Consider the following 21,947-nt stretch of genomic DNA (forward strand, 5'->3'; position numbering starts at 1 on the left):
AAATGTAAATTAGCGAACCAGATTTATGATGAGATGTGTGGAATTGCAGGCATAGCAATAAAAAACAAAATTAACTCCGATTTGCCTTTGCTGATAAAAAGAATGACAGCAAGCATGAAACATCGCGGACCTGATGATGAAGGTTTTGTTTTGGTGAACCATGATGTTTGTTTTCCTGCCGGTTCGGATGATACACAAAAAGAATCATGGAACTCAAAACTAAAATACTGTCCTGAAAAATCAATCAGTGATTTTAATAATGAGTTTTTCCTGGCGCTTGGACACAGACGACTTTCCATAATCGATCTTTCGGAAGCGGCACATCAACCCATGTGTAATAGTAATGGCAATATATGGATTACCTGCAATGGCGAAATCTATAATTATATTGAATTGCGTGAAGAACTGGCTTCAAAAGGTTGTCGTTTTATTTCACAAAGTGATATTGAAGTGTTGCTTAGAGCATATGAAACATGGGGAACAGCATGTCTTGACAAGTTAAACGGGATGTGGTCGTTTGTGATTTATGATAAAGAAAAAAATATTCTTTTCGGTTCACGCGACAGGTTTGGTGTAAAGCCAATGTATTATTATAATGATGAAAATTGTTTTGCATTTGCTTCGGAACAAAAAGCTTTATTGAAAATCCCGTTTTTAAAAAAAGAAATTAACTACAGCGCAGTATTCAAGCATCTTTTACATGCGCAGGTTGAATTGCACGAAGAAGGTTTTTATAAAAATATTTTTGAACTCAAACCGGCTCATTATTTTATTTATGATTTAAAATGCCAAGAGCTTTCAATTAAAAAATATTTTTCGCTCAATTATGAAAATGCAACGACTACTTTTTCTGAAAATAAACTAAAAGAATATTCTGAAAAATTATTGGAGCATATCACGCATTCGGTTGATATTCGCCTGCGTTCGGATGTACCTGTAGGTTTTTGTTTAAGCGGAGGATTGGATAGTTCTACAATTATAAGCGTTGCAAATAAACTGAATAAAGAAAACAAACTCTCGCAGCTTACCGATAAAATCACAGCATTCACTGCATCGAATGAAAGTGATTCTTCGGATGAATCGAAATGGGCGAAGAAAGTTGTTGAGAGTAATAATTTAAAGTGGGTTAAAGTTGACTGTCGCGCAGAAAATATTTTGAACGATTTGGAAAAATTAATTTATCACCAGGATATTCCATTGTATTCAACAAGTACATATGCACAAAGCAAAGTGATGCAGGCTGCAAAAGAAAATGGCATCACTATATTGTTAGACGGACAGGGTGGGGATGAACTGTTTGCAGGTTATCCGGTTTTTTACACATCTTATTATTTGGAATTGTTGAAACGTTTTCGGTTAAATGATTTTTATTCTGAATGGAGTAATATTTCAAATTCACCAATAAATAAAAGTGTCTTTGTAAAATCGTTGTTTAAGATTGGCGCTGATAAAATTATTCCGTCGTTCGCAAACCCTATATTTGCAAGCGCTGCAAAAGATGAATTGCAATATTTTCAAAAATCATTTATCAATTCAAATGCTTTGCAGATAAGCTTTGCAAATGATTTCAATTCATTACCGCTTAACGCATCTCTTAATAAATATTGTACCGATTATTATTTAAAAAATTTGTTGCGTTGGGAAGACCGTTGCTCCATGCAGTATTCCATCGAATCGCGCACACCATTTTCGGATGATGTGGATTTAATCAATTTTATTTTTTCAGTTCCGTCGGTTTATAAAATTCGTAAAGGGTGGAGCAAATACCTGATGCGTGAAGCGGTAAAAGGAATTATTCCTGAAGAAATCCGATTGCGAAAAGATAAAATGGGTTTTGCAACACCGCAACAACAATGGCTTCTGAAAATCAATAAAGATTTAAAGAAATATGTTTTTGAACTTGGTGCGAATAATGAAATAATAAAAACCGATTTACTCCTAAAAAACTGGGAACAAATTTTCAATAGTTCAAAATATGTGAAAACACAGGATTTTGTATGGCGTTACGTATGCTTCCTGATTTGGAAGAAGATTTTTATTAATGAATAATACCAATTGCAAAACTAAAGTTCCCAATACTAAGTTTCAAATCCCAAATCTAAAATCTAAAATCTAAAATCAATTCTCCTTATATACCGACAGAAAAGAGTTTTGCGAAAATATTTTTTGTTTTCTGTACGGTATAACTCGTTCTAAACAGTTTTGCCTTTGCAATCCAGATAAGAACGAGTATACCTTTTAAGATATCCGATGCGCCTTAAGATGCACTGAAAAATATTTGCCAGGCTTTTCGTTAGGTTTTAGAACAGATGTTTTTAATTTTTCATTTGTGTAGAAAGCGCAAAGCGTATTGGATGCATGATAAATTTTATTTCTGCATTCAGCCGGACAACCATCAAGAATGCCTGCAAGTGTGTTCCATCGCACGGTTTCAGTGCCTAAGCCGTAATCGTGCCATACAATAATTGATTTCTCATCTTTCAATAATTTGAAAGCATTCATGGTGTCGGACTTAATGCTTTCGCTGTGATGATCGCCATCAATAAATATCAGATCGAATTTTTTATTGAGTTGTGAAAAGTCGTATGTGAGCGAGTTTGCCTGTATGTGTGTTACATTCTTTAAGTCTTTTGAAAAGAAACGATGCATGTTGATGTAATCTTCGCTCAATTTCAGTTTTCTCATTTCATCATCAGGAAGGTTAAGCGTGGTGCAGCTTTCAGCAAGAGGTGAAATAACAGCTACGCTTTCGCCGCGCCATGTGCCTATTTCAAAATAATCTTTGCAGTGTATTTTCTTTGCAAATCCGCGAAGTAAGGCAAAGTCAGTGGGAAGCGATGAACCGTCAAGAAAACTGTAGGGTAGGATAGTGTCTTCAAAATCAGGAAAAAGCTCAGTAATATCAACCTTTGGAAGGCCATTAGGTAAATTGTATTTCGAAAATACATAATTCTTTTTTACTTCTTCATCGTCAAGTATAGCGTTCAATAAATAGGGTTTCGAAAATATTAAACTGAATGCTTTCAGCGCTTTTGAAAGTTTGCTCATATAATTTATTTTTTTTGAAAAAGTAAAATAAATTCGTTGTAATAATTTTTAATATCGCCAGGTTTGGGCATCAAATCAATAATGCGGCATTTCGCTTCTTTTGAAAAAATAATTGAAATTACAATTGCCGTGACGATATATGAAATAGAAGCAGTGATGCCGGCTCCGATAATTCCGTAAAGTGGAATTAATATTAACCCGAAAATTAAAGTTGCTGCAAAGCCTACTCCCATAGCTAAAGCATTGATGTGATATTTGCCTGTTCCCGAGAAATAATGACCGGTAATATTAACAATATTGAAAATAAGAACACCCGGTGCAAGTGTCCAGATGACTTTATTGATGTCGCCGAATTCATGACCGAAGATAAAAGTGTAAAACGAAGATGGTAATAAAACCAGCGGAATAAGAATGAAAAAGATTGAAAGTAAACTTATACGGGTTAAGCGAATGGTAAGTTTTTGCGAGTATTCATTGTTTTCGGAATTCACAATACGCGAATATTGAACAAGCGTAATGCTTGTAGTAACAAGCCAAACAGACTCAATGATTGAAATTCCGTTAGAATAAATTCCAACATCTTTTGTTCCGTTGAAGTATTCAATAAAATAGTAACTGATGCGGAAGCTTAGCATTTGCGCTATTGTCCCGAGTTGATTCCAGAAACCGAATTTTAATAATCCCTGTAAAGCCTCATTGAATTTACCTGTAGGATTAATTTGCTTTTTGAAAAATGGAATGATGAAAATAAAACCTAAAATAAAATTTATTCCAAAGCCGAAATACAATGCTTTGATGTAAGAGTAGATTTCTATTTTATTCTGAATGTTAAAGAAGAATAGTAAAGAACCAATAATGACGATAGTTTGCAGAAGGTTAATGTAGTTGTTGGTTTTGATTTTTTCTTTGCCGATCAAAACCGAGTTATTGATTGATGCAAAAGAATTGATGGTTGTAAGAATTACTACATGCAAGATGTATTCAGGCTTTACGATATAAACCAGGTTCATTATAAAGAAAAATATAATGCTGGTAAGCAACGACCATGCATATGCAGGAATTACTATGCGTTGTAACGGATGTCGTGGAACAAGGTAAACAATTGATGGGCCTCCAATAAGATTTGAAAAGATCAGAATAAGTGTAATGGTAGTGATAATGATTCCTTGTTCGCCTTTTCCTGTTGCACCAAGGTATTGCGAAATTATTACAGCAATAAAAAAATTAATGATAGCCGTAATAAACTTAGTGCTGAAGGTATTTAATATCTTGCTGAACAAATTATTTTTTGTTTAAAATTTCAGAATAAATATCATTGATTTGTTTTCCTACACTTTTGTAGCTGAAATTATTTTCAGCATAGTCATGAAGGAATTGTTTGTCGTATTTATCAGTATTGTCAAGCATTTGTCCGATTGCTGTTAACAAAGCATTTTCATCTTTCGGTTTTATTAATATTCCGTGTTTATCTGAAACATGTTCGGAAATGCCGCCAACATTGGTCGAAACAACCGGTACTCCGCATGAAAATGCTTCAACAATAACACATGGAAAATTTTCGTAATTGCTGAATAAGAGCAGAAAGTCAGACTGCTCAAGCATTTCAGCAACTTGACCGGTACTTTTAGTTCCGTGAAAAAATACATATTTGTCAAGCAAAGAATTGTTTTTTGCATAATCAATAAATGGCTGTGCATCGCCATCGGTAATGAAATGCATGGCAAAATCGTTTCTTTTTTCTGATAATTTTTTTATTGCTCTCAGTATACCTGAAATGTTTTTCTGTTCATCAACAAACGATGAAATATGTAAAATATTTTTTATGCTTTTCTTGTTTTGGTCAGTAATGACAAATAACGAAGTATCAACAACATTTGGAACAACCTTGTAATCCCCTTTGAAACCAAGATTAAGCATGGCATTTTTTAAATTTTCAGTAACTAGCAAAACCTTTTTTGATTTCCTGGTAATTCTTTTAATTAAATATTTTTTAATGAAACTTATTTTCTCAGGGTCGTCGGGTAAGAAGCCTGTCCAGTGCTCGGTTACAACAAACGGAAATTTTTTAAATGCTTTGTTGAATAAGAAAACCAATCCAACCGGAAATATAATATTTGCATGGATAATATCAGGCTTCCCATATTTTTCTGAAATCAATTTCAACCCATTGCGATAAGCTTTCAGGTAATTAATGAATTGACGAATAGGGGAGTTGATTTTTTTTAAATAAATAAAAATGGAGTTGATATTTTTTTCGGAAGAATAAACTATTTCTTGTTTTCCTTTCAGCGTTTCATCAAAGCAAACGTGCAAAACACTTACATCGGCATATTGTGAAACTGCTTCGGCATGTTTATGGACAAAGTTGCCTAAAGTAGGTTTTACGCGGTTTGGGAACCAACTTGAGATGAATAAAACTTTTATTTTTGAATTTATTTCGGGCAAATTTCTAAGCTTTAATATCACAAATTTAATTTATTTATACTTCAGTTTGTTTTTAAAAAGGAATTTTTTATAAATTTGCACTCTCAAAACGGTGGATGTAGCTCAGCTGGTTAGAGTAGCGGATTGTGGTTCCGTTGGTCGTGGGTTCGAATCCCATCTTCCACCCAAAAGCGAATGAAAGCGTCCCGAAAATTTGGGACGCTTTTTTTTATTTCCCGGCGAAGCTGTTCAAACTTGTTTGATAAAGCGAAGTTATGCTGGTTTCGGCTACGCTCAACCAGCTATTTCAACTACGCTTATGTTGTGCATAAAGGTTTACGGCTTGGCGTAGTGGTGGATTTTAGCACAAAAGTACAATCGAAGAACTGAACTTGAACCTACCACAAAACTGTCATATGAAGCACTGTTCCTGTTCTACATCTTTGGCAAACTCGGTAATGCCGATACCTGCAGGCATAGTCTGCGGGTTGGCACTGCAGTATATTTTTTTATAATAAAATTCACACAGCCTGTTGTATACAAAGTTTGTTTTGATCCCGATAAAAATATTTTTTAATAAATAGTTGCATATATCAACTATATATTTTTATCTTTGTACCGTTTTTAAATTATTAAAATGGAAAAGAAGAACATACCCTTAGGAATGATAATATGCAGGATGATGCATGAAATGTTCAGGGTACTTAAAAAACAAGCATTCGAGCAAACAGAGATTAAACTTTCGCTTGAGCAGTTCGGGTTGCTTCATACAATTAATATGAAAAGTGAAGATGTTATCCAAAATGACATGGCTAAAATGATGGGAAGGGATAAGTCTTCAATATTAAGACTTATCGACTCATTGGAAGAGAAAGAATTGGTAAGGAGAGTGGTCGATAAAAACGACAGAAGAAAGAATTATCTTATGGTTACCAAAAAAGGAGAAAAAATCATTGAGCAGTACCTGGAAATAGAGTTTAAACTGGTTAAAGAACTCCAGGATGGTCTTTCCAAGTCGGATATTGAAACATTTTATAAAGTAATAAATCATATTAAAAGCAATGCGGAAAAATTATAATTTCATAAAGTTGATACCGGCAACAATTGGTGCATCAACCTTTTTTTTATTAATATATTTTAAACAAAAATCAGCATAAAGAATAACAAAAATATGACAGGATTATCATTAAAAATTAAACGAATGAAAACAATTTTTAAAATCATTTTTAGCAGTATTTTTTGCTTAAATGTTTTATTGCTGCAGGCACAGCAACCCCTTACCTTGTCGCTCGACAGCGCTGTGAAATTTGCCATCGATCATAACAAAACACTGGTCGGTTCAAAATACAGTGTTGATAAATCTACGCAAAAGATAAAAGAAGCCATTGCTGTTGGCCTGCCCCAGATCAGTGCATCGGTAGATTATACAAATTACCTGGGAGCTGAAGCCTCGCTACAGTTAAATCCTCTGGCGCCACCTGTTACTATTGAGTTTAACCCTACCAGCAATTTTAAGGCAACAGCAAGCCAGCTTATTTTTAACGGCGCTTATTATGTTGGTGTGCAACTTTCAAAACTTGCCAAAACACTTTCAGAACAAAGTTACCAGAATGATGAGCAAAGTGTAAAAGAGTTGACCATGCAGGCATATTACACTATTTTGGTAAGCGAGCGATTATTAAATCTTGTAAAAGAAAATGTTGTCAATTCAAAATTAATTTATGAGAAAACTAACAATCTTGTCAAAGCAGGAACCGTAGAAGAAATTGAAGCTAAAAAGCTTTCCGTCATGGTAACTACTGCTGAAAATGCACTTAAATCAACCGAAAGACAGGTAGAGTTGGGTTATAACCTGTTGCGACTACAATTAGGCATTGAATCAGATACGGTAATTAAGCTGACTTCAAATCTTGATGATATGATTCAGAAGAATATAGCATTAACAGCAGGTACAGAGAAATTCAATGTTGAAAATAACCTGAGCTATAAATTACTCGATATGCAAAGTAAAATTGCAGAAAAAAATATTGACCTGAAGAAAGCAAATTATTTACCAACCCTTTCAGCTTATTATTCCTATACTGAGAAAATAAAACAATCTCATTTTGATATGACACCTAATAATGTTCTGGGGCTTACACTATCTGTTCCAATATTTTCAAGCGGTCAGAAATGCTCACAGCTTAGCCAGGCAAAAATTGATTATAGAATATCGGCTAATACCAAAGACCTTTTAAAACAGCAGCTGACCCTGCAGGAAAAACAACTCAATTATAATTATTCCAATCTTTTGGAACAATACCTGAATCAGAAAAGCAGTGTGGATGTTGCAAAAGAAGTGCTTGAAAAAATGAACCTGAAATATGACCAGGGACTGGTTTCCAGCCTTGAACTGACAAGCGCCAATAGCAGTTATCTTACATCAGAAACAAGTTATACCAGTATCCTGCTTCAGTTATTGAACGCTGACCTGGCATTAAAGAAAATAAACAATAAACTATAAAAAAATACAAATATGAACACAGTAAAAATTTTAATGATTTCACTTTTGTCGGGAATATTCATCATGGGAACATCCTGTACATCCAAGAAGGGGAATGAGAAAGATACAACAACAAAAAATACAGATACCGTGTTGGTAAAAACTATGATTGCGGAGAAAGAAGAAATATCACGCACAATAGATTATACTGCCACTTTAGTTGCTTATGAAGAAATACACTTAGCGCCGGCAATGGCAGGTAGGATAAAAAAATTCAATGTGGAGATTGGAAGTAATGTTGTGAAAGGGCAGGTTATTGCAGTGATGGATTCAACAACTTTAGAGCAGTCAAGGATTTCATTAATGACAGCAGCAACAAATTTCAGCCGCATGGATACGCTGAAAAAAACGAACAGCGTTTCTGCTCAGCAGTACGACTTGACCAAGTCAACATATGAAATTGCAAAATCCAGCTATCAGAATCTTTTAAACAATACACAGCTTAGAGCTCCGTTCAGCGGAGTTATATCAGGAAAATATTTTGAAGATGGCGAAATCTATTCCGGTACTCCTGTTGCTTCAATAGGCAAACCTGCCATAGTTTCAATTGTCCAGATAAACCAACTGAAAGCATTAATAGGAGTAACCGCATCGTACTTTCCTTTAATAACAACAGGAATGAAGGCTACAGTTAAATCAGATATTTATCCTGATATGAATTTGAGCGGAAGTGTTTCTAAGATTTACCCTACTATAGATAATTCAACGAAAACATTTACAGTTGAAGTTACCATTGAGAATGAAAATTTAAAATTGCGCCCGGGAATGTTTACTAAAATAAAACTCAATCTTGGCAAAGGTAATGCTATCATGGTTCCAACAATAGCATTGGTAAAACAAACAGGAACCAACGACATGTATGTTTTTGTAAATAATAATGGTATTGCGAAAAAAATTAAAGTTGTTACAGGAAGCCTTATTGATGATAAAACAGAAATTACAGAAGGGTTGAAAGAAGGTGATGAAGTAATAATTGTAGGTCAAAATAAACTTATGGATCAATCACATATTATCATAGAAAAATAATTCCATAGTTGCACTTGAAGATGATTAAACAATTTTAAAAATTAATTTATGAGTTTATATAGCACAGCTGTTAAAAAACCAGTCAGCACCATCATGATCACCATAGGTGTGCTGATATTCGGGATCTATTCATATATGCAGTTACCGGTGGATTATTTTCCCAAAATTGATCCTCCTTATATTTCTGTATTTACATATTATTCAGGGGCAAGCGCTGCCGATGTGGAACAAAATATTACCCGAAAACTGGAAGACGGATTTGGTTCTCTTTCCAACCTGAAGAAAATTACATCTACTTCAAAAGATAATATATCGGTTGTTATGCTGGAGTTTGAATGGGGCGCCAACCTTGATGAAGCTACTAACGAAGTGCGTAATGCCGTAGGATCGGCTGAACGAAATCTCCCTGATGATGTGGAAAGTCCTACTATTCTAAAATTAAGCACCAGCATGATGCCAGTAATTATGTTTTCTGTAACCTCTAATGAAAGTTATGAAGGAATAAAAGACATACTGGATAAAAAATTCATTCAGCCTCTTAACCGCATTGATGGTGTGGGAAACATAATGCAAATGGGAGCGCCTGAAAGAGCCATAATGGTGAATGTTGATCCGCGTAAACTGGATGCTTATGATTTAACTATTGAAAGAGTTGGCGGTATATTGACTGCAAATAATTTAAACCTGCCTTCAGGAAGTCTTAAAGTTGGGAAATCAGATATACCGCTCAGGTTGCAGGGTGAATTTGAAAGCAGTGATATTATAAAAAACATTGTCATTAGCAATGTTAATGGGAAAACGGTTTACCTGAAAGATATAGCAACGGTTACGGATAGCCTAAAAGAGATTGATTCTTACGAACGTGCTAATGGCCAGAAAACAGTTCGTGTAATGGTGCAGAAGCAGTCGGATGCAAATACAGTTACAGTAGCAAATAAAATAAAAGCTAAAATTGCAGATATTGAAAAAACACTTCCTCCTGATGTGAAAGTAGATGTTCTGATGGATACATCTCTTAATACAACTGCATCTATCAATAACCTTTCGGAAACATTACTTTATGCTTTGATATTTGTTGTAGTAATTGTATTGATATTTTTAGGACGAGGAAGAGCAACATTTATTATTTCGTTATCTATTCCGATATCACTTATCACCGGTTTTATTTACATGTATTTATCCGATGGCACCATCAACATCATTACGCTGTCATCGCTATCAATTGCTATCGGGTTGGTTGTTGACGATTCCATTGTGGTACTCGAGAATATTACTAAAAAGCTTGAACGGGGAGGTTTCGCGCGTGAATCAGCAATATATGGTACAAGTGAAGTGAGCTTAGCTGTAATTGCATCCACGCTGACTATCATTGCGGTTTTCCTTCCATTGACCATGTTAGGTGGTATCACCGGAATACTTTTCAAACCTTTGGGTTGGGTGGTAACTATATCTGTGGCTGTATCTGTAATTGTTTCAATGACGCTAGTTCCTACGTTGTCGTCAAAAATGCTGAATGCAAAAGAACCCAGTAAAAAAGGTGTGCGTGGAAGAATATACTGGTTTTCACAAAGCGTGCTTGCAAAAATGGATAATGTATATTCCAAAATTCTTACATGGGCTATTAGCCATCGATGGACAGTAATTATTATTGCTATGGCAGTTTTTATTTCTTCCATGTTTCTTACAAAACTTATCGGCTCTGAATTTATGCCGGCTTCCGATAACGACAGGATTTCAGCACAGGTAAAACTGGCACAGGGAACCAATCTTGATGAAACAATTAAAATCACAAAGTATCTTGATTCTGTTTTTCAGAAAAAATATCCTGAAGTGGAAATTGTTTCTTCCAGTGCAGGGCAAGGTGATGCAAGCAGCCTGGTTGCTATTTTTTCGGAAACAGGTAACTATATCGTTAATTATACTTTTAAGATGAAACCCAGGGCTGAACGCGAAAAAGATATTTTTCAAATTTCCGATGAGATGAGGAAAGATATTGAAGTTTTGCCCGAAATTGAAAAATTTTATGTGGATGCAGGAAGTTCAAGGTCTTCAAGCTCAATGGGCATGGGCATGGGCGGAGGCAATAACCTTGAAGTGAAAATATTCGGAAATGATTTTGATGAAACCAATGTTGTTGCTGAGAAAATGGCGCTGGCTCTTGGAAAAATTAAAGGAGCTAAGGATATATTGATAAGCCGCGATAAGGAAAAAACAGAGTTACAGCTAATTCTGGATAACGAAAAAATGACCTCTTTCGGTTTAAATGCAGCAACTGTCGCAAAGTCTATCCGCTATTGCATTACTGGCCTTACTGCTACAAAATATAAAGAAGAAGGAAATGAATACGATATTATCGTGCGTTATGATGCCCAGTTCAGGCATACTACCGAAGACATTGGAAACATAAGTATTTCAACACCTACGGGTAAAGTAATAAAGCTGAGTGAAATTGCAACATTAAAAACTTTTTATTCGCCACCTATTATTCAAAGAGAAAATAAAGTACGTGTTGTTAAAGTAACTTCGGCGCTTTCAGGAACAGATATAGGTACAGTGAAATCGGCACTTGAAAAGGATATTGCCAAAATGGATATCCCTTCAGATGTTACCATAGAATTTGGCGGTAGCGCTGAAAACATGCAGGATGCTTTTCAAAGTATCATCTTATTGTTGCTCCTTTCCATAATACTTGTTTATATAGTTATGGCATCGCAATTCGAATCGTTGACCGAACCATTCATTATCATGTTCTCTATTCCTTTTGCATTCACAGGAGTATTCTTAGGTTTATATATTTTTGGTTCAACTATAAATGTCATTTCATTGATAGGTGCAGTAATGTTAATAGGTATCGTGGTGAAAAACGGTATTATACTGGTTGACTATACGAACCTGGAAGTTGACAGGGGCTATTCATTGAAGCAGGCTGTGATTTCTGCCGGACGATCAAGGTTAAGGCCGGTGCTTATGACTTCGCTGACCATGATTCTTGCGATGATCCCAATGATTTTTTCAAGCGGAAGCGGGTCCGAAACCTGGAAACCTATGGGGATTGCTATTTTTTGCGGTTTAACTTTCTCAACATTAATAACACTAGTATTGATTCCTACTATATATACTATTTTTGGAGTAGGAAAAATTAAAAGAGCACGTAAAGAATTAGAAAAAAATAAATAAAAAAATAATGAAAGCTGTATTTATTTTATATAACCAATCGCTGACCGAAGAGGTTCAGGAAATTTTAGAAAAACTTTCTATAAGAGGTTATTCTCAATGGCTGGATGTAAAAGGCAGGGGCTCGGTAAATGGTAGTCCGCACGAAGGGACACATACATGGCCTGAATTGAATAATGCACATTTAACAATTGTAGATGACGAAAAAGTTCCGGCTCTGTTAGAAAGACTACAATCGCTAAACAAAGAAGTTAAAGAACAAGGTTTGAGAGCTTTTGTTTGGAATATTGAAGGAACCATTTAGTCGTAAGTCGTCCGCTGTAGCGTAGACAAAATACACAAGTCCCAAATACCAGTGTACTAAATTGCATCTTGGTATTTGGGACTTGTAAATTAATCACCGGATTTTTGTTTATAATTAAATTGTAATAAAGTTGGTTTTTTATCCTGGCCTTCGTTTGAAATTAGCATATCGCCATTATTAAAGAAAGTTATTCCTTCGGCTTTATTAAACAGTTCCGTATCGAGTGTTTCAATATGTTCAATAGTGCCATCCATGTTAAAAATAAATAAAAGATGTTCTGTTGCAGAAAGCAAATATAATTTATTTGTTAGCGGATGTATACCAATTGCCGATGTTCTGAAACGGATAATGGGTTCATTAATTGCCCCTCTTTTTTTATTCCTGTATGGTAGATCAATTTTGTTGTTGATGGCAAATTGTTTGATCAATGCCAGGTTAAAATCAAAAACAGGTTCATTACTAAGTTTTTTTGTTTTAAGGTCAAAACCATAAATTACGCGTTTATCTTTATACTCAATTCCTTTTCCTGGTTTACCTTTGCATCCAATTAAAAGCCGGTGATTTTTTTTATCATAACAAAGACCTTCATTATTATTGGCTGGAATGCCTGTAACATAAGATGTCGTTTTAAATTTTTCAGAACGAAATTTTTTTATTTCAAATAGTACTCCATCACTTCTTAAAACATAAATAGTGTTGTCAATCCTGGTAATACCTTCGTAATCGCCATCAATATGAAAAAAGTATTGTTCTTTAATTTTATTATTTAGGGCATCATATAAAAATAAAATTCCATTTTCGTCTTGTATGCAAGCAAATGAAATCGAATCTATTTCTGTAATTCCCGAAATTTCGCGAAGCGTGTCAGGTAAAATATATATCTTATCGGGCTTTGAAAAATTGTAATCAGTAATAACAGTTGCATCATTATTATTTATTGTAGGATTATTGCAGCAGAAGACATTAAGAAATAAAAACATGAATATGCCCGGAATATGCATTTTAAATATCATTTTTCTTTCAATAAATCTCAAGTTGCAAATCAATCAATCTATTCATTCCTTCAACTAGTAATAGCTTGAACCATCCCAGCAATGTGTACATAATTTTTCTTTAGGCAATCCAATAGCATTTACAAGATCGTCAAGCTTTTGGTATTTCAATGAGGTAAGCCCAAGGTCTAATCTTATTTGTTCAACCATTGCTTTGTATTTTTCGGAACAGCAGTTTGAGTATTCTTTCATGTCGGCATTTTCTTTTCCTTCAAGTTTCTTTACTGCTTTATATGTGGCAAGGTCCATATTGGAACGGGAACGGCTAAAGTTTAAATACATGCATGGGTAAGTTAGCGGAGGGCATGCAATGCGCATATGCACTTCTTTCATTCCGGATTGAAATAATGAACAAACATTATCTTTCAGCTGAGTACCGCGAACAATGGAATCGTCAAGGAATACACCGCTTTTTCCTTTGGTTACAGAAACGTTCGGTATCAATTTCATTTTTGCAACAAGATCGCGCATTTGCTGGTTCTGTGGCATAAAGCTACGTGGCCATGTTGGAGTATATTTCGCATAAGGTCTTTTAAGCGGAAGTTGTGCTTTGTTGCTATAACCATAAGCATGACCAATACCTGAATCAGGAATTCCGGCAACAAAATCAACTTTGATATTGTCTTTTACGGCAAGTGCCGAACCACAACGATAACGGCATTCATCTACATTTATATTTTCGTAATATGAAGGTGGATAACCATAGTATACCCAAAGGAAAGAACATACCTGCATTTTATCATACGGCTTTTTTAATTGTTCATATCCGTCAGCAGTGATCTTCACAATTTCGCCGGGACCAATATATTTTTCTATTTCATAACCTAAGTTAGGAAATGCGCAGGTTTCGAAAGTAACAGAATAGGCATTTTCTTTTTTTCCGATGATAATGGGAGTTCTTCCAAGTTTGTCGCGGGCTGCAATGATTCCATCTTTGGTTAAAACTAAAATAGAACAGGAACCTTTAACCATCTCATAAACATTCTGAATTCCTGAAACAAAATCTTTTCCTTCTGCAATAAGCATGGCAACCAGTTCTGTAGGATTAATAGCGCCCTGGCTGTTTTCGGCAAAGGTGTGTTTCATCTTCATATACCGTTCTTCCAGTTCATCGATGTTCACTATTTTGCTAACTGTTGCTACGGCATAGCGCCCCAGGTGCGAGGTAACAATAATTGGCTGCGATTCATTATCGCTGATAACTCCTATACCGCTTTTGCCTTCAAAATCGGGAAGATTGTCTTCGAATTTACTCCTGAAATATCCATTATCCAATTTATGGATTGCACGGTGGAACCCTTTTTCTTTTGAATAGAAAGCCATTCCGGCTCTTTTTGTTCCCAGGTGTGAATGATAGTCTGTGCCATAATATACATCACTTACACAATCATCTTTTGAAACTGCTCCGAAAAATCCGCTCATTACTAATTTGTTTTTTTGAATTTGAAAATTATATTTTGATTCTATTTGTCTGTTTTCAGCCATTTATCAAGCCATGCAAAGAAAGTGCGTTGCCATAAAACACTATTCTGTGGTTTTAAAACAAAATGCGATTCTTCGGGAAAGAAAAGGAATTCGCTTGGAATGCCCTGTAATTGCGCTGCATTAAAAGCTTCCATTCCTTGAGTGTATGGGATACGAAAATCGTTTCCTCCTTCAATTACTAAAATTGGAGTGTCCCATTTCCCTACAAAATTACTTGGTGAAAAATCATAACTTTTTGGTTGTGGATTTTTCCAGTATGCTCCGCCAAGGTCGTGATTAGCGAACCACATTTCTTCGGTGCTGCCGTACCAGCTTTTAAAATCAAACATCCCGCAATGTGCAATGAATGCTTTAAAACGTTTGTTGTGATTCCCGGCCAACCAGTATACCGAATAACCGCCGTAACTAGCGCCTACTGCGCCAAGATGCGCTTTGTCAACATAAGATTCGGCTGAAACCGTATCAATTGCAGTCAGATAATCTTTCATATTCTGACCGCCGTAATCCTGTGCAATCTGGTCGTTCCACTCTGTGCCGAATGTTGGAAGTCCGCGCCTGTTGGGAGCTACAACAATATAATCATTTGCTGCCATCATTTGAAAATTCCAGCGGTATGACCAGAACTGGCTAACTGCGCTTTGCGGACCACCTTCACAATAAAGCAATGCAGGATATTTTTTTGTTTTGTCGAAGTTGGGCGGATAGATAACCCAAACCAACATTTTCTTTTTATCGGTCGTAGTGATCCAGCGTTCTTCAACTTTTCCGAGTTTAATGGTATCGAGTATTGATTTATTAGTAAACGTAATTTGTGTTTCAACAAAATTATTTTTTACTTTTTCAACTTTGAAAATTTCTGTAGGTAATGACATCGACATTTTAGTTCCGGTAATTAATGTCTGGAGATTTTTAGATTTTCCAGGTTTGTATGATGCAACTTCAATTCCTGTATAATCATGAGTTCCCTTGGTTATCTGTGTAATTTGTTTAGTAGTTATATTAATTGAAAAGATTTGGTATGTAGCATTTTTACCACTAATAAAATAAATGATATTATTATCTACCGGATCCCATCTGAAATTAGAAGAACCTTCATCAAATTTTTCTGATAAGTCTGTATGTTGCCTGGTTGCTATATCGTAAAGCATGATTTGTTTTTTGTCCGATTCATAACTTGCGGTTTTCATACTGCTCCAAACTATTTTTTTTCCGTCGGGAGAAAAGGCTGCATCCTGATCATATCCAGGCATTCCATCGCTGATGTTGGTGGTGAGCTTTGTTTCAATATTGTAAATATAAATATCGGAATTTGTACTTAACGCATCTTCTTTTCCATTTAATTTCTTACAGGTGTATGCGATTTGCTTTCCGTCAGGACTCCATGTTATTTGTTCCATGCCACCGAAAGGAGTGAGCGGACAATCATATTTTTCATCTTTCATGATATCCGTATATGAACTTATTTTTTTTGTTGAATCGTATGAAGTAAAGCATACATGACTGTATGAGCAATCAGTCCATGAATCCCAGTGGCGATACATCAGGTCGCTGTAAAGCATTGCATTTGCTTTTGGAAGGTCGGGATAAATTTCATTTAAAGTTTTATCGAGTTTTACATCTTTGATGAAAAGGAAATTCTTCAATGTTGGCGAATATGCAAAACCATTTATACCGTCTTCAATTTCGGTGATCTGTTTTTTATTACTGCCATCCGGATTCATTTCCCAAACCTGTGTGCTGCCGCTTGCTGAGGAGATGTATGCAATTTTTTTCCCGTCGGGACGCCATACCGCATTGAATTCACTTTCTTTTGTATCGGTTAATTTCTTTGGTGTTCCGCCGTTTGATGTAATTGTGTATATATCGCTGTTGCCATTGTTCTCCGCAAGGTTAAAGTATTTAACAACATATAAAATAGTTTTTCCATCTGGCGATAATTGCATTTCATTAATCCTGCCAAACTTCCATAGAAGCTCCGGCGTAAGCTTATTTTGTGCATTTGCAATAACTGTAATTGCAAAAAGCGAAAGAATAAAAAATATTTTTTTCATATGTTTTGGTTGTTTGATTTCTTGCTGATAAAATTTATTTTTTTAAACATTGAACATTAAACAAATTTATTTAACTGATGCATCAATACGATTCAGCCCTTTAATAGGCATTTCGTAATTGGGCTTTAAATCAAGAGCTTTGTCATAATCAGCTTTTGCGCTGGTATAATCTTTTATCAGTTCATATGCATAACCGCGATTGTAATACGCTTCAGCATATTTTGCATCACAGGCGATAGCGTTAGTAAAATGTTTGATAGCTTGTTTGTAATCCAAAAGATATACGAGGTTAATATATCCCAGGTTATAATGTGCCTGTTTATATTTTGAATTGAGCTGAAGGACTTTGTCATATTCAGCAACAGCTTCTTCAAATTGTTCAACATCCTGGTAATAGACAGCAATATTAAAATGTGCTTCAATACTTTTGGGATTTAGTTTTATGGCATTGTTATAATAATCTTCTGCAAGTTTGCTTTTCTTTATTGCATAAAGCATTCCCAGCTGTATGTATGCATGATAATAATCTGCATCCTGGTCAATGGTGGTTTGAAAATTTGTAACAGCCTTTGCAGTATCGCCCATTAATTTATATGTCATTCCCCGCATATAGTAAGCTTTAGCATTTATCTTATCGATGTCTAGCGCTTTGGTTATGTATTCCAGTGTGCTTTTGTATTCGTCAAAATAAAGCTGCAATTCGGCATATTTTAATAATGCATTAGCATTTTTTGCATCGAGTTGCATTGCTTTTTCGATAGACTTTTTGCAATTGCTTATTTTTCCTTTTCCAAAATAAATATCGGAAAGTGTAAGGAAATAATCGGCTTTTGATGAATCGAGGTTTAGCGCAGTGCGGATATCAGCGAAGGCTTCATCAAGTTTTGCAATATCATAAAGAAGGATTGCACGCTTATTATATAATTCCGGATTATTGGGGTCGGCAGCTATTTCTTTATTAACCTTGGCAATTTCAGGTGATAGTGTATCGGAGATTTTCAACGTATCGCTTGATAAAGTTTTTTTATCACCGCCACTGCATGAAATAAAAGCTGATGAAATAATTATAGAAATAAAAAATGCAGATAAAATATTTTTCATAAAAGAATTAAATAAAGAAGTCCCGCATCATGCGGGACTTTATGTTAATTATTATTATTTGCTATTGCTTCACGGATTTTGGCTTCAATTTCCTCGCATAATTCGGGGTTGTCGAGCAGAACTTGTTTAACAGCTTCACGTCCCTGTGCCAGCTTGCTATCGCCATAACTGAACCATGAACCGCTTTTTTTAATAATGTTATGTTCGGTTCCAAGGTCAATGATCTCACCTATTTTAGAAATTCCTTCACCATATATCAAATCGAATTCAGCAACGCGGAATGGGGGAGCGACTTTATTTTTCACAACTTTAACTTTTACGCGGTTGCCGATTACGTTTTCTCCTTCTTTAATTTGACTGATACGGCGAATGTCAAGCCTTACCGAAGCATAGAATTTTAGGGCATTTCCACCTGTTGTAGTTTCGGGGTTGCCAAACATCACACCAATTTTTTCGCGTAACTGGTTGATGAAAATACAGCAGCATCCTGTTTTGCTAATTGTGGAAGTAAGTTTACGTAATGCCTGCGACATTAAGCGCGCCTGCAATCCCATTTTGGAATCGCCCATCTCGCCTTCAATTTCACTTTTAGGTGTAAGTGCGGCAACAGAGTCAATAACGATAATATCAATGGCGCCTGAACGTATAAGGTTTTCGGTGATTTCAAGAGCTTGTTCTCCGTTATCGGGTTGCGAAATAAGAAGGTTGGTAATGTCAACACCGAGTTTTTGCGCATACAATCTGTCGAAAGCGTGCTCTGCATCAATGAAAGCAGCAATGCCACCTTTTTTCTGAACTTCTGCTAAGGCATGAATGGCAAGAGTAGTTTTTCCTGAAGCTTCAGGGCCGTATATCTCGATAACTCTTCCTTTGGGCAATCCGCCTATACCTAAAGCTATATCAAGCGAAATAGAACCGGTTGAAATAAATTCAATATCATCAATAGCATTATCGCCTAATTTCATTATAGTACCTTTGCCGTATGTCTTTTCAAGTTTATCCAGAGTCAGCTGCAAAGCTTTCATCTTTTCGTTCGTTTCTTTCGTTTCTTTGTTGGTTTCTTTTTCTTTGCTCATATAATTTTTTTTTTAATTTTCTGTGAAATATTTTTTTCAAAAATACCATTTTTTTATTCCAGTATTTGTGATGTGTGATTTTTTGTGTCAACTTTAGTGATGATTTTTTCAACAATGCCTTTTTCATCAATAATAAATGTAGTTCGTAGTATGCCCATGAATTCACGCCCCATGAATTTCTTTTTCCCCCATACTCCGTATGCTTCTATGATTTTCTTTTCTGTGTCGGCAATTAATGGAAATGGGAGTTGATATTTTTCAATGAATTTCTGGTGCGATTTTTCATTGTCAGCGCTGATGCCGATAACAACATATCCTTTATTAAGAAAACTATGATAATTATCCTTCAGGTTGCATGCTTCCTGGGTACAACCGGGAGTACTGTCTTTAGGGTAAAAATACAGAACTGTTTTTTTTCCTTTGAAATCTTTTAAAGAAATATTATTTCCATTTTGGTCTTTTCCTGTGAAATCAGGAGCAGTATCACCTTCTTTTATATTTGTCATGATTTTTTTCTTTATTAAAGTACCTGCAAATATTTGTTATTCCGCATTCACTGCATTTAGGTTTTCTTGCTATGCAAACATATCGTCCGTGAAGAATAAGCCAATGATGTGCAGTGGATATTTTATCTTTTGGTAAATTTTTTACCAGTTGTTTTTCAGTTTCAAGCGGTGTATACGAATTTGTTGTAAGCCCAATTCTTTCCGAAACCCTGAATACATGTGTGTCTACTGCCATGGTAGGCTTTTTGAAAACTACTGATGCGATCACATTAGCTGTTTTTCGCCCTACACCGGGAAGCTTTTGTAAATCATCAATATCAGAAGGTATTTCACCATTAAAATTTTCAATTAATGCTTTTGCCATTTCAACAAGATGACGTGCTTTATTATTAGGATAGGAGCACGTTTTAATAAATTCAAACACTTCTGTATAATTACTTTTTGCCAGTGAAGCTGGATTCGGAAATTTTTTGAACAAAGCAGGTGTTATCATATTCACACGCTTGTCGGTACACTGGGCTGATAAAATTACAGCGATCAAGAGATGAAAAGCATTTTTATAGTGCAATTCGGTATCTGCATTTGGTGCATTTTCGCTGAAGTACTCAACAAATTTTTTATATCGTTCAGTTTTTAGCATAAAATGAAAACAAAAATACATTTTTCATCCAGAAAATTATAAAATGTTGATAAGTAATTAAGCTGTTGATTTGGCAAGGTAACAATGACGGAATTGGACAATTATGAATGCGCTATCGGTATTAGGTTATAAATAAAAATGATAAATAAATAATACTAAATAGAAAGATAGTGAAAATGAGAGAAGTTATTTAGAATTGAAAAGTTTATAGTAACGTTACTCTGCCCGTTATCTTATGTTCATTCCCATCGATATCCTTATAGTAAATAAGCCACACATATACACCCATAGGGCATACTCTGTTAGATCCTTCAGGCTTCCCATCCCAACCTTGAGATAAATAGTTTGTTTTATAAATCTGTTCACCCCATCTGTCATAAATATACATTGTAAAATCATCAGGGCTTATATTTGTTCCGATAGGGAAAAATACATCATTTGTACCATTACCATTTGGGGTAAAAGCATTAGGGATAAAAATTGTAGTAAGTTCCTTTACTATCAATGTATGTGCAACGGAGTCAATGCAACCGTATGAGTTTGATGAAACCAGCCAGATAGTATATGTTCCCGGTCCTGAAAAAACATGCTCAGGAGTTTGACCGGCAGAATAATTAAAAGTACCGGAAGCAGTGTCTCCAAAATTCCAGTTCCAGAAATTAGCGTTATCACATTGCTCGAAGAATAATACATTAGGAGCCATTGTAGTTATTTCAGTAGGAGAGTAAATATATTCTGCAGAAACACCGGGATAGACTGTAATATTTCCTGAAAATGTCTGAGATGAAGAACATCCATAAGTATTATATGCAGTTAAAGAAACATTATAAGTTCCGGAATAATTATAAATATGTTCGGGGAATTGCGAGGAACTGGAAGATCCGTCGCCAAAATCCCATATATAATTAAGGTCAGAAGGCATAGAATTATTGGTAAAATTAACGGTCAAAGGAGGGCACCCCATAGTAATGTCAGGGTAAAATGAAATCATAGGTAATGGAACAACATTTACGATTACTTCATCTGAAGCTGAACATTGATTATCTGTAACAGTAACAGTATATGCAAGAGTTACAGAAGGTGCAATATGAACAACATTAGTAGTATCTCCTGTATTCCATTCATATGTTTCACCGCCCATTGCATAAAGCGTAGTATTTTGCCCAATACAGATAGTTTGATCAGGTCCTGCATTTGCAGGAGGAAGAGGATGAACATATATAGTAGCACCGCCGGTAGTTGTGCATCCATTGGTTGATGTGGCTGTTACTACATATAATGTAGTTGTAGTGGGCGTAACTATAATAACATTTGTTAAAGCTCCATTATTCCAGATATAAGAATTTGCTCCGTTTGTTGTTATAGTTGTAGATACTCCTTCACAAATATTTTGATTTGGGCTAACCGTAATAACAGGAGAAGCATTAACATTAACAGTTACGTTATCCGAAGCTGTACATCCGTTATTTATACTCAAAGAAAACAGGTTTGCAAAAAATCAAGATTGAATGAGCTGAA

17 protein-coding genes and 1 tRNA gene are annotated in these 21,947 nt (G+C 35.3%); 7 read left to right on the forward strand and 11 right to left on the reverse strand.

Annotation, left to right across the window (positions count from 1 at the left end):
• Positions 1-33: 33 nt before the first annotated feature.
• Positions 34-2,049: an asparagine synthase (glutamine-hydrolyzing) gene (gene asnB / locus PKK00_10775; GenBank protein HNW98882.1), complete on the forward strand. Its 2,016-nt coding sequence runs from the start codon at positions 34-36 to the stop codon at positions 2,047-2,049.
• A 189-nt stretch (positions 2,050-2,238) separates the two neighbouring features.
• Here asnB and PKK00_10780 read toward each other — a convergent pair whose 3' ends face one another.
• From PKK00_10780 to PKK00_10790, 3 genes are read right to left on the reverse strand one after another with little or no spacing between them, the layout of a single operon-like run.
• The gene (locus PKK00_10780; protein ID HNW98883.1) at positions 2,239-3,048 is read right to left on the reverse strand and encodes a class I SAM-dependent methyltransferase; all 810 of its coding nucleotides are present in this window, start codon (positions 3,046-3,048) and stop codon (positions 2,239-2,241) included.
• A gap of 5 nt (positions 3,049-3,053) precedes the next feature.
• Positions 3,054-4,328 (reverse strand): oligosaccharide flippase family protein, encoded by a 1,275-nt coding sequence (locus PKK00_10785; GenBank protein ID HNW98884.1) that lies wholly within the window; start codon positions 4,326-4,328, stop codon positions 3,054-3,056.
• A 1-nt stretch (position 4,329) separates the two neighbouring features.
• On the reverse strand, positions 4,330-5,493 hold the full coding sequence (locus PKK00_10790) for a glycosyltransferase family 4 protein (protein HNW98885.1): 1,164 nt from the start codon (positions 5,491-5,493) through the stop codon (positions 4,330-4,332).
• A 90-nt stretch (positions 5,494-5,583) separates the two neighbouring features.
• Here PKK00_10790 and PKK00_10795 point away from each other — a divergent pair.
• From PKK00_10795 to PKK00_10820, 6 genes are all read left to right on the forward strand, one after another.
• A tRNA-His gene (locus PKK00_10795) sits at positions 5,584-5,659 on the forward strand.
• 450 nt (positions 5,660-6,109) lie between these two features.
• Positions 6,110-6,550, forward strand: coding sequence for a MarR family transcriptional regulator (locus PKK00_10800; protein HNW98886.1), 441 nt, complete (start codon positions 6,110-6,112; stop codon positions 6,548-6,550).
• A gap of 123 nt (positions 6,551-6,673) precedes the next feature.
• A complete protein-coding gene (locus PKK00_10805) occupies positions 6,674-7,975 on the forward strand; it encodes a TolC family protein (protein HNW98887.1) in 1,302 nt (433 codons plus the stop codon).
• A 12-nt stretch (positions 7,976-7,987) separates the two neighbouring features.
• Positions 7,988-9,040: an efflux RND transporter periplasmic adaptor subunit gene (locus PKK00_10810; protein HNW98888.1), complete on the forward strand. Its 1,053-nt coding sequence runs from the start codon at positions 7,988-7,990 to the stop codon at positions 9,038-9,040.
• 48 nt (positions 9,041-9,088) lie between these two features.
• Positions 9,089-12,217: an efflux RND transporter permease subunit gene (locus PKK00_10815; GenBank protein ID HNW98889.1), complete on the forward strand. Its 3,129-nt coding sequence runs from the start codon at positions 9,089-9,091 to the stop codon at positions 12,215-12,217.
• 7 nt (positions 12,218-12,224) lie between these two features.
• Positions 12,225-12,518 carry a hypothetical protein gene (locus tag PKK00_10820; protein HNW98890.1) on the forward strand — a complete coding sequence of 98 codons (294 nt, stop codon included), beginning with the start codon at positions 12,225-12,227 and terminating at the stop codon, positions 12,516-12,518.
• 89 nt (positions 12,519-12,607) lie between these two features.
• Here PKK00_10820 and PKK00_10825 read toward each other — a convergent pair whose 3' ends face one another.
• The 8 genes from PKK00_10825 to PKK00_10860 form a co-directional block, all read right to left on the reverse strand.
• Positions 12,608-13,531 (reverse strand): hypothetical protein, encoded by a 924-nt coding sequence (locus PKK00_10825; GenBank protein HNW98891.1) that lies wholly within the window; start codon positions 13,529-13,531, stop codon positions 12,608-12,610.
• A gap of 54 nt (positions 13,532-13,585) precedes the next feature.
• Positions 13,586-14,992, reverse strand: coding sequence for an amidophosphoribosyltransferase (locus PKK00_10830; GenBank protein HNW98892.1), 1,407 nt, complete (start codon positions 14,990-14,992; stop codon positions 13,586-13,588).
• Between the two features lie 41 nt (positions 14,993-15,033).
• The gene (locus PKK00_10835) at positions 15,034-17,106 is read right to left on the reverse strand and encodes a S9 family peptidase (GenBank protein HNW98893.1); all 2,073 of its coding nucleotides are present in this window, start codon (positions 17,104-17,106) and stop codon (positions 15,034-15,036) included.
• A gap of 66 nt (positions 17,107-17,172) precedes the next feature.
• Positions 17,173-18,207 (reverse strand): tetratricopeptide repeat protein, encoded by a 1,035-nt coding sequence (locus PKK00_10840; protein HNW98894.1) that lies wholly within the window; start codon positions 18,205-18,207, stop codon positions 17,173-17,175.
• A gap of 44 nt (positions 18,208-18,251) precedes the next feature.
• Entirely contained in the window at positions 18,252-19,283 is a 1,032-nt protein-coding gene (gene recA, locus PKK00_10845) for a recombinase RecA (protein ID HNW98895.1), read from the reverse strand.
• Positions 19,284-19,336: 53 nt separating this feature from the next.
• Positions 19,337-19,789: a thioredoxin-dependent thiol peroxidase gene (gene bcp, locus PKK00_10850; protein ID HNW98896.1), complete on the reverse strand. Its 453-nt coding sequence runs from the start codon at positions 19,787-19,789 to the stop codon at positions 19,337-19,339.
• Positions 19,767-20,429, reverse strand: a complete 663-nt coding sequence (gene nth, locus PKK00_10855; GenBank protein ID HNW98897.1) for an endonuclease III — start codon at positions 20,427-20,429, stop codon at positions 19,767-19,769. Before nth ends, bcp begins: the two co-directional genes overlap by 23 nt.
• Positions 20,430-20,634: 205 nt before the next feature.
• Positions 20,635-21,906 carry a PKD domain-containing protein gene (locus PKK00_10860; GenBank protein ID HNW98898.1) on the reverse strand — a complete coding sequence of 424 codons (1,272 nt, stop codon included), beginning with the start codon at positions 21,904-21,906 and terminating at the stop codon, positions 20,635-20,637.
• Positions 21,907-21,947 lie beyond the last annotated feature (41 nt).

This window comes from Bacteroidales bacterium (assembly GCA_035353855.1).
In the GTDB taxonomy this organism is placed as follows: Bacteria; Bacteroidota; Bacteroidia; order Bacteroidales; family CG2-30-32-10; genus DAOQAK01.

Excerpts from the sequence above, each read along its gene's own strand:
- asnB (HNW98882.1), top strand. The coding sequence starts at position 34 with ATGTGTGGAATTGCAGGCATAGCAATAAAAAACAAAATTAACTCCGAT.
- PKK00_10780 (HNW98883.1), bottom strand. The coding sequence starts at position 3,048 with ATGAGCAAACTTTCAAAAGCGCTGAAAGCATTCAGTTTAATATTTTCG.
- PKK00_10800 (HNW98886.1), top strand. The coding sequence starts at position 6,110 with ATGGAAAAGAAGAACATACCCTTAGGAATGATAATATGCAGGATGATG.
- PKK00_10805 (HNW98887.1), top strand. The coding sequence starts at position 6,674 with ATGAAAACAATTTTTAAAATCATTTTTAGCAGTATTTTTTGCTTAAAT.
- PKK00_10810 (HNW98888.1), top strand. The coding sequence starts at position 7,988 with ATGAACACAGTAAAAATTTTAATGATTTCACTTTTGTCGGGAATATTC.
- PKK00_10815 (HNW98889.1), top strand. The coding sequence starts at position 9,089 with ATGAGTTTATATAGCACAGCTGTTAAAAAACCAGTCAGCACCATCATG.
- PKK00_10820 (HNW98890.1), top strand. The coding sequence starts at position 12,225 with ATGAAAGCTGTATTTATTTTATATAACCAATCGCTGACCGAAGAGGTT.
- PKK00_10825 (HNW98891.1), bottom strand. The coding sequence starts at position 13,531 with ATGATATTTAAAATGCATATTCCGGGCATATTCATGTTTTTATTTCTT.
- PKK00_10830 (HNW98892.1), bottom strand. The coding sequence starts at position 14,992 with ATGAGCGGATTTTTCGGAGCAGTTTCAAAAGATGATTGTGTAAGTGAT.
- PKK00_10835 (HNW98893.1), bottom strand. The coding sequence starts at position 17,106 with ATGAAAAAAATATTTTTTATTCTTTCGCTTTTTGCAATTACAGTTATT.
- PKK00_10840 (HNW98894.1), bottom strand. The coding sequence starts at position 18,207 with ATGAAAAATATTTTATCTGCATTTTTTATTTCTATAATTATTTCATCA.
- recA (HNW98895.1), bottom strand. The coding sequence starts at position 19,283 with ATGAGCAAAGAAAAAGAAACCAACAAAGAAACGAAAGAAACGAACGAA.
- bcp (HNW98896.1), bottom strand. The coding sequence starts at position 19,789 with ATGACAAATATAAAAGAAGGTGATACTGCTCCTGATTTCACAGGAAAA.
- nth (HNW98897.1), bottom strand. The coding sequence starts at position 20,429 with ATGCTAAAAACTGAACGATATAAAAAATTTGTTGAGTACTTCAGCGAA.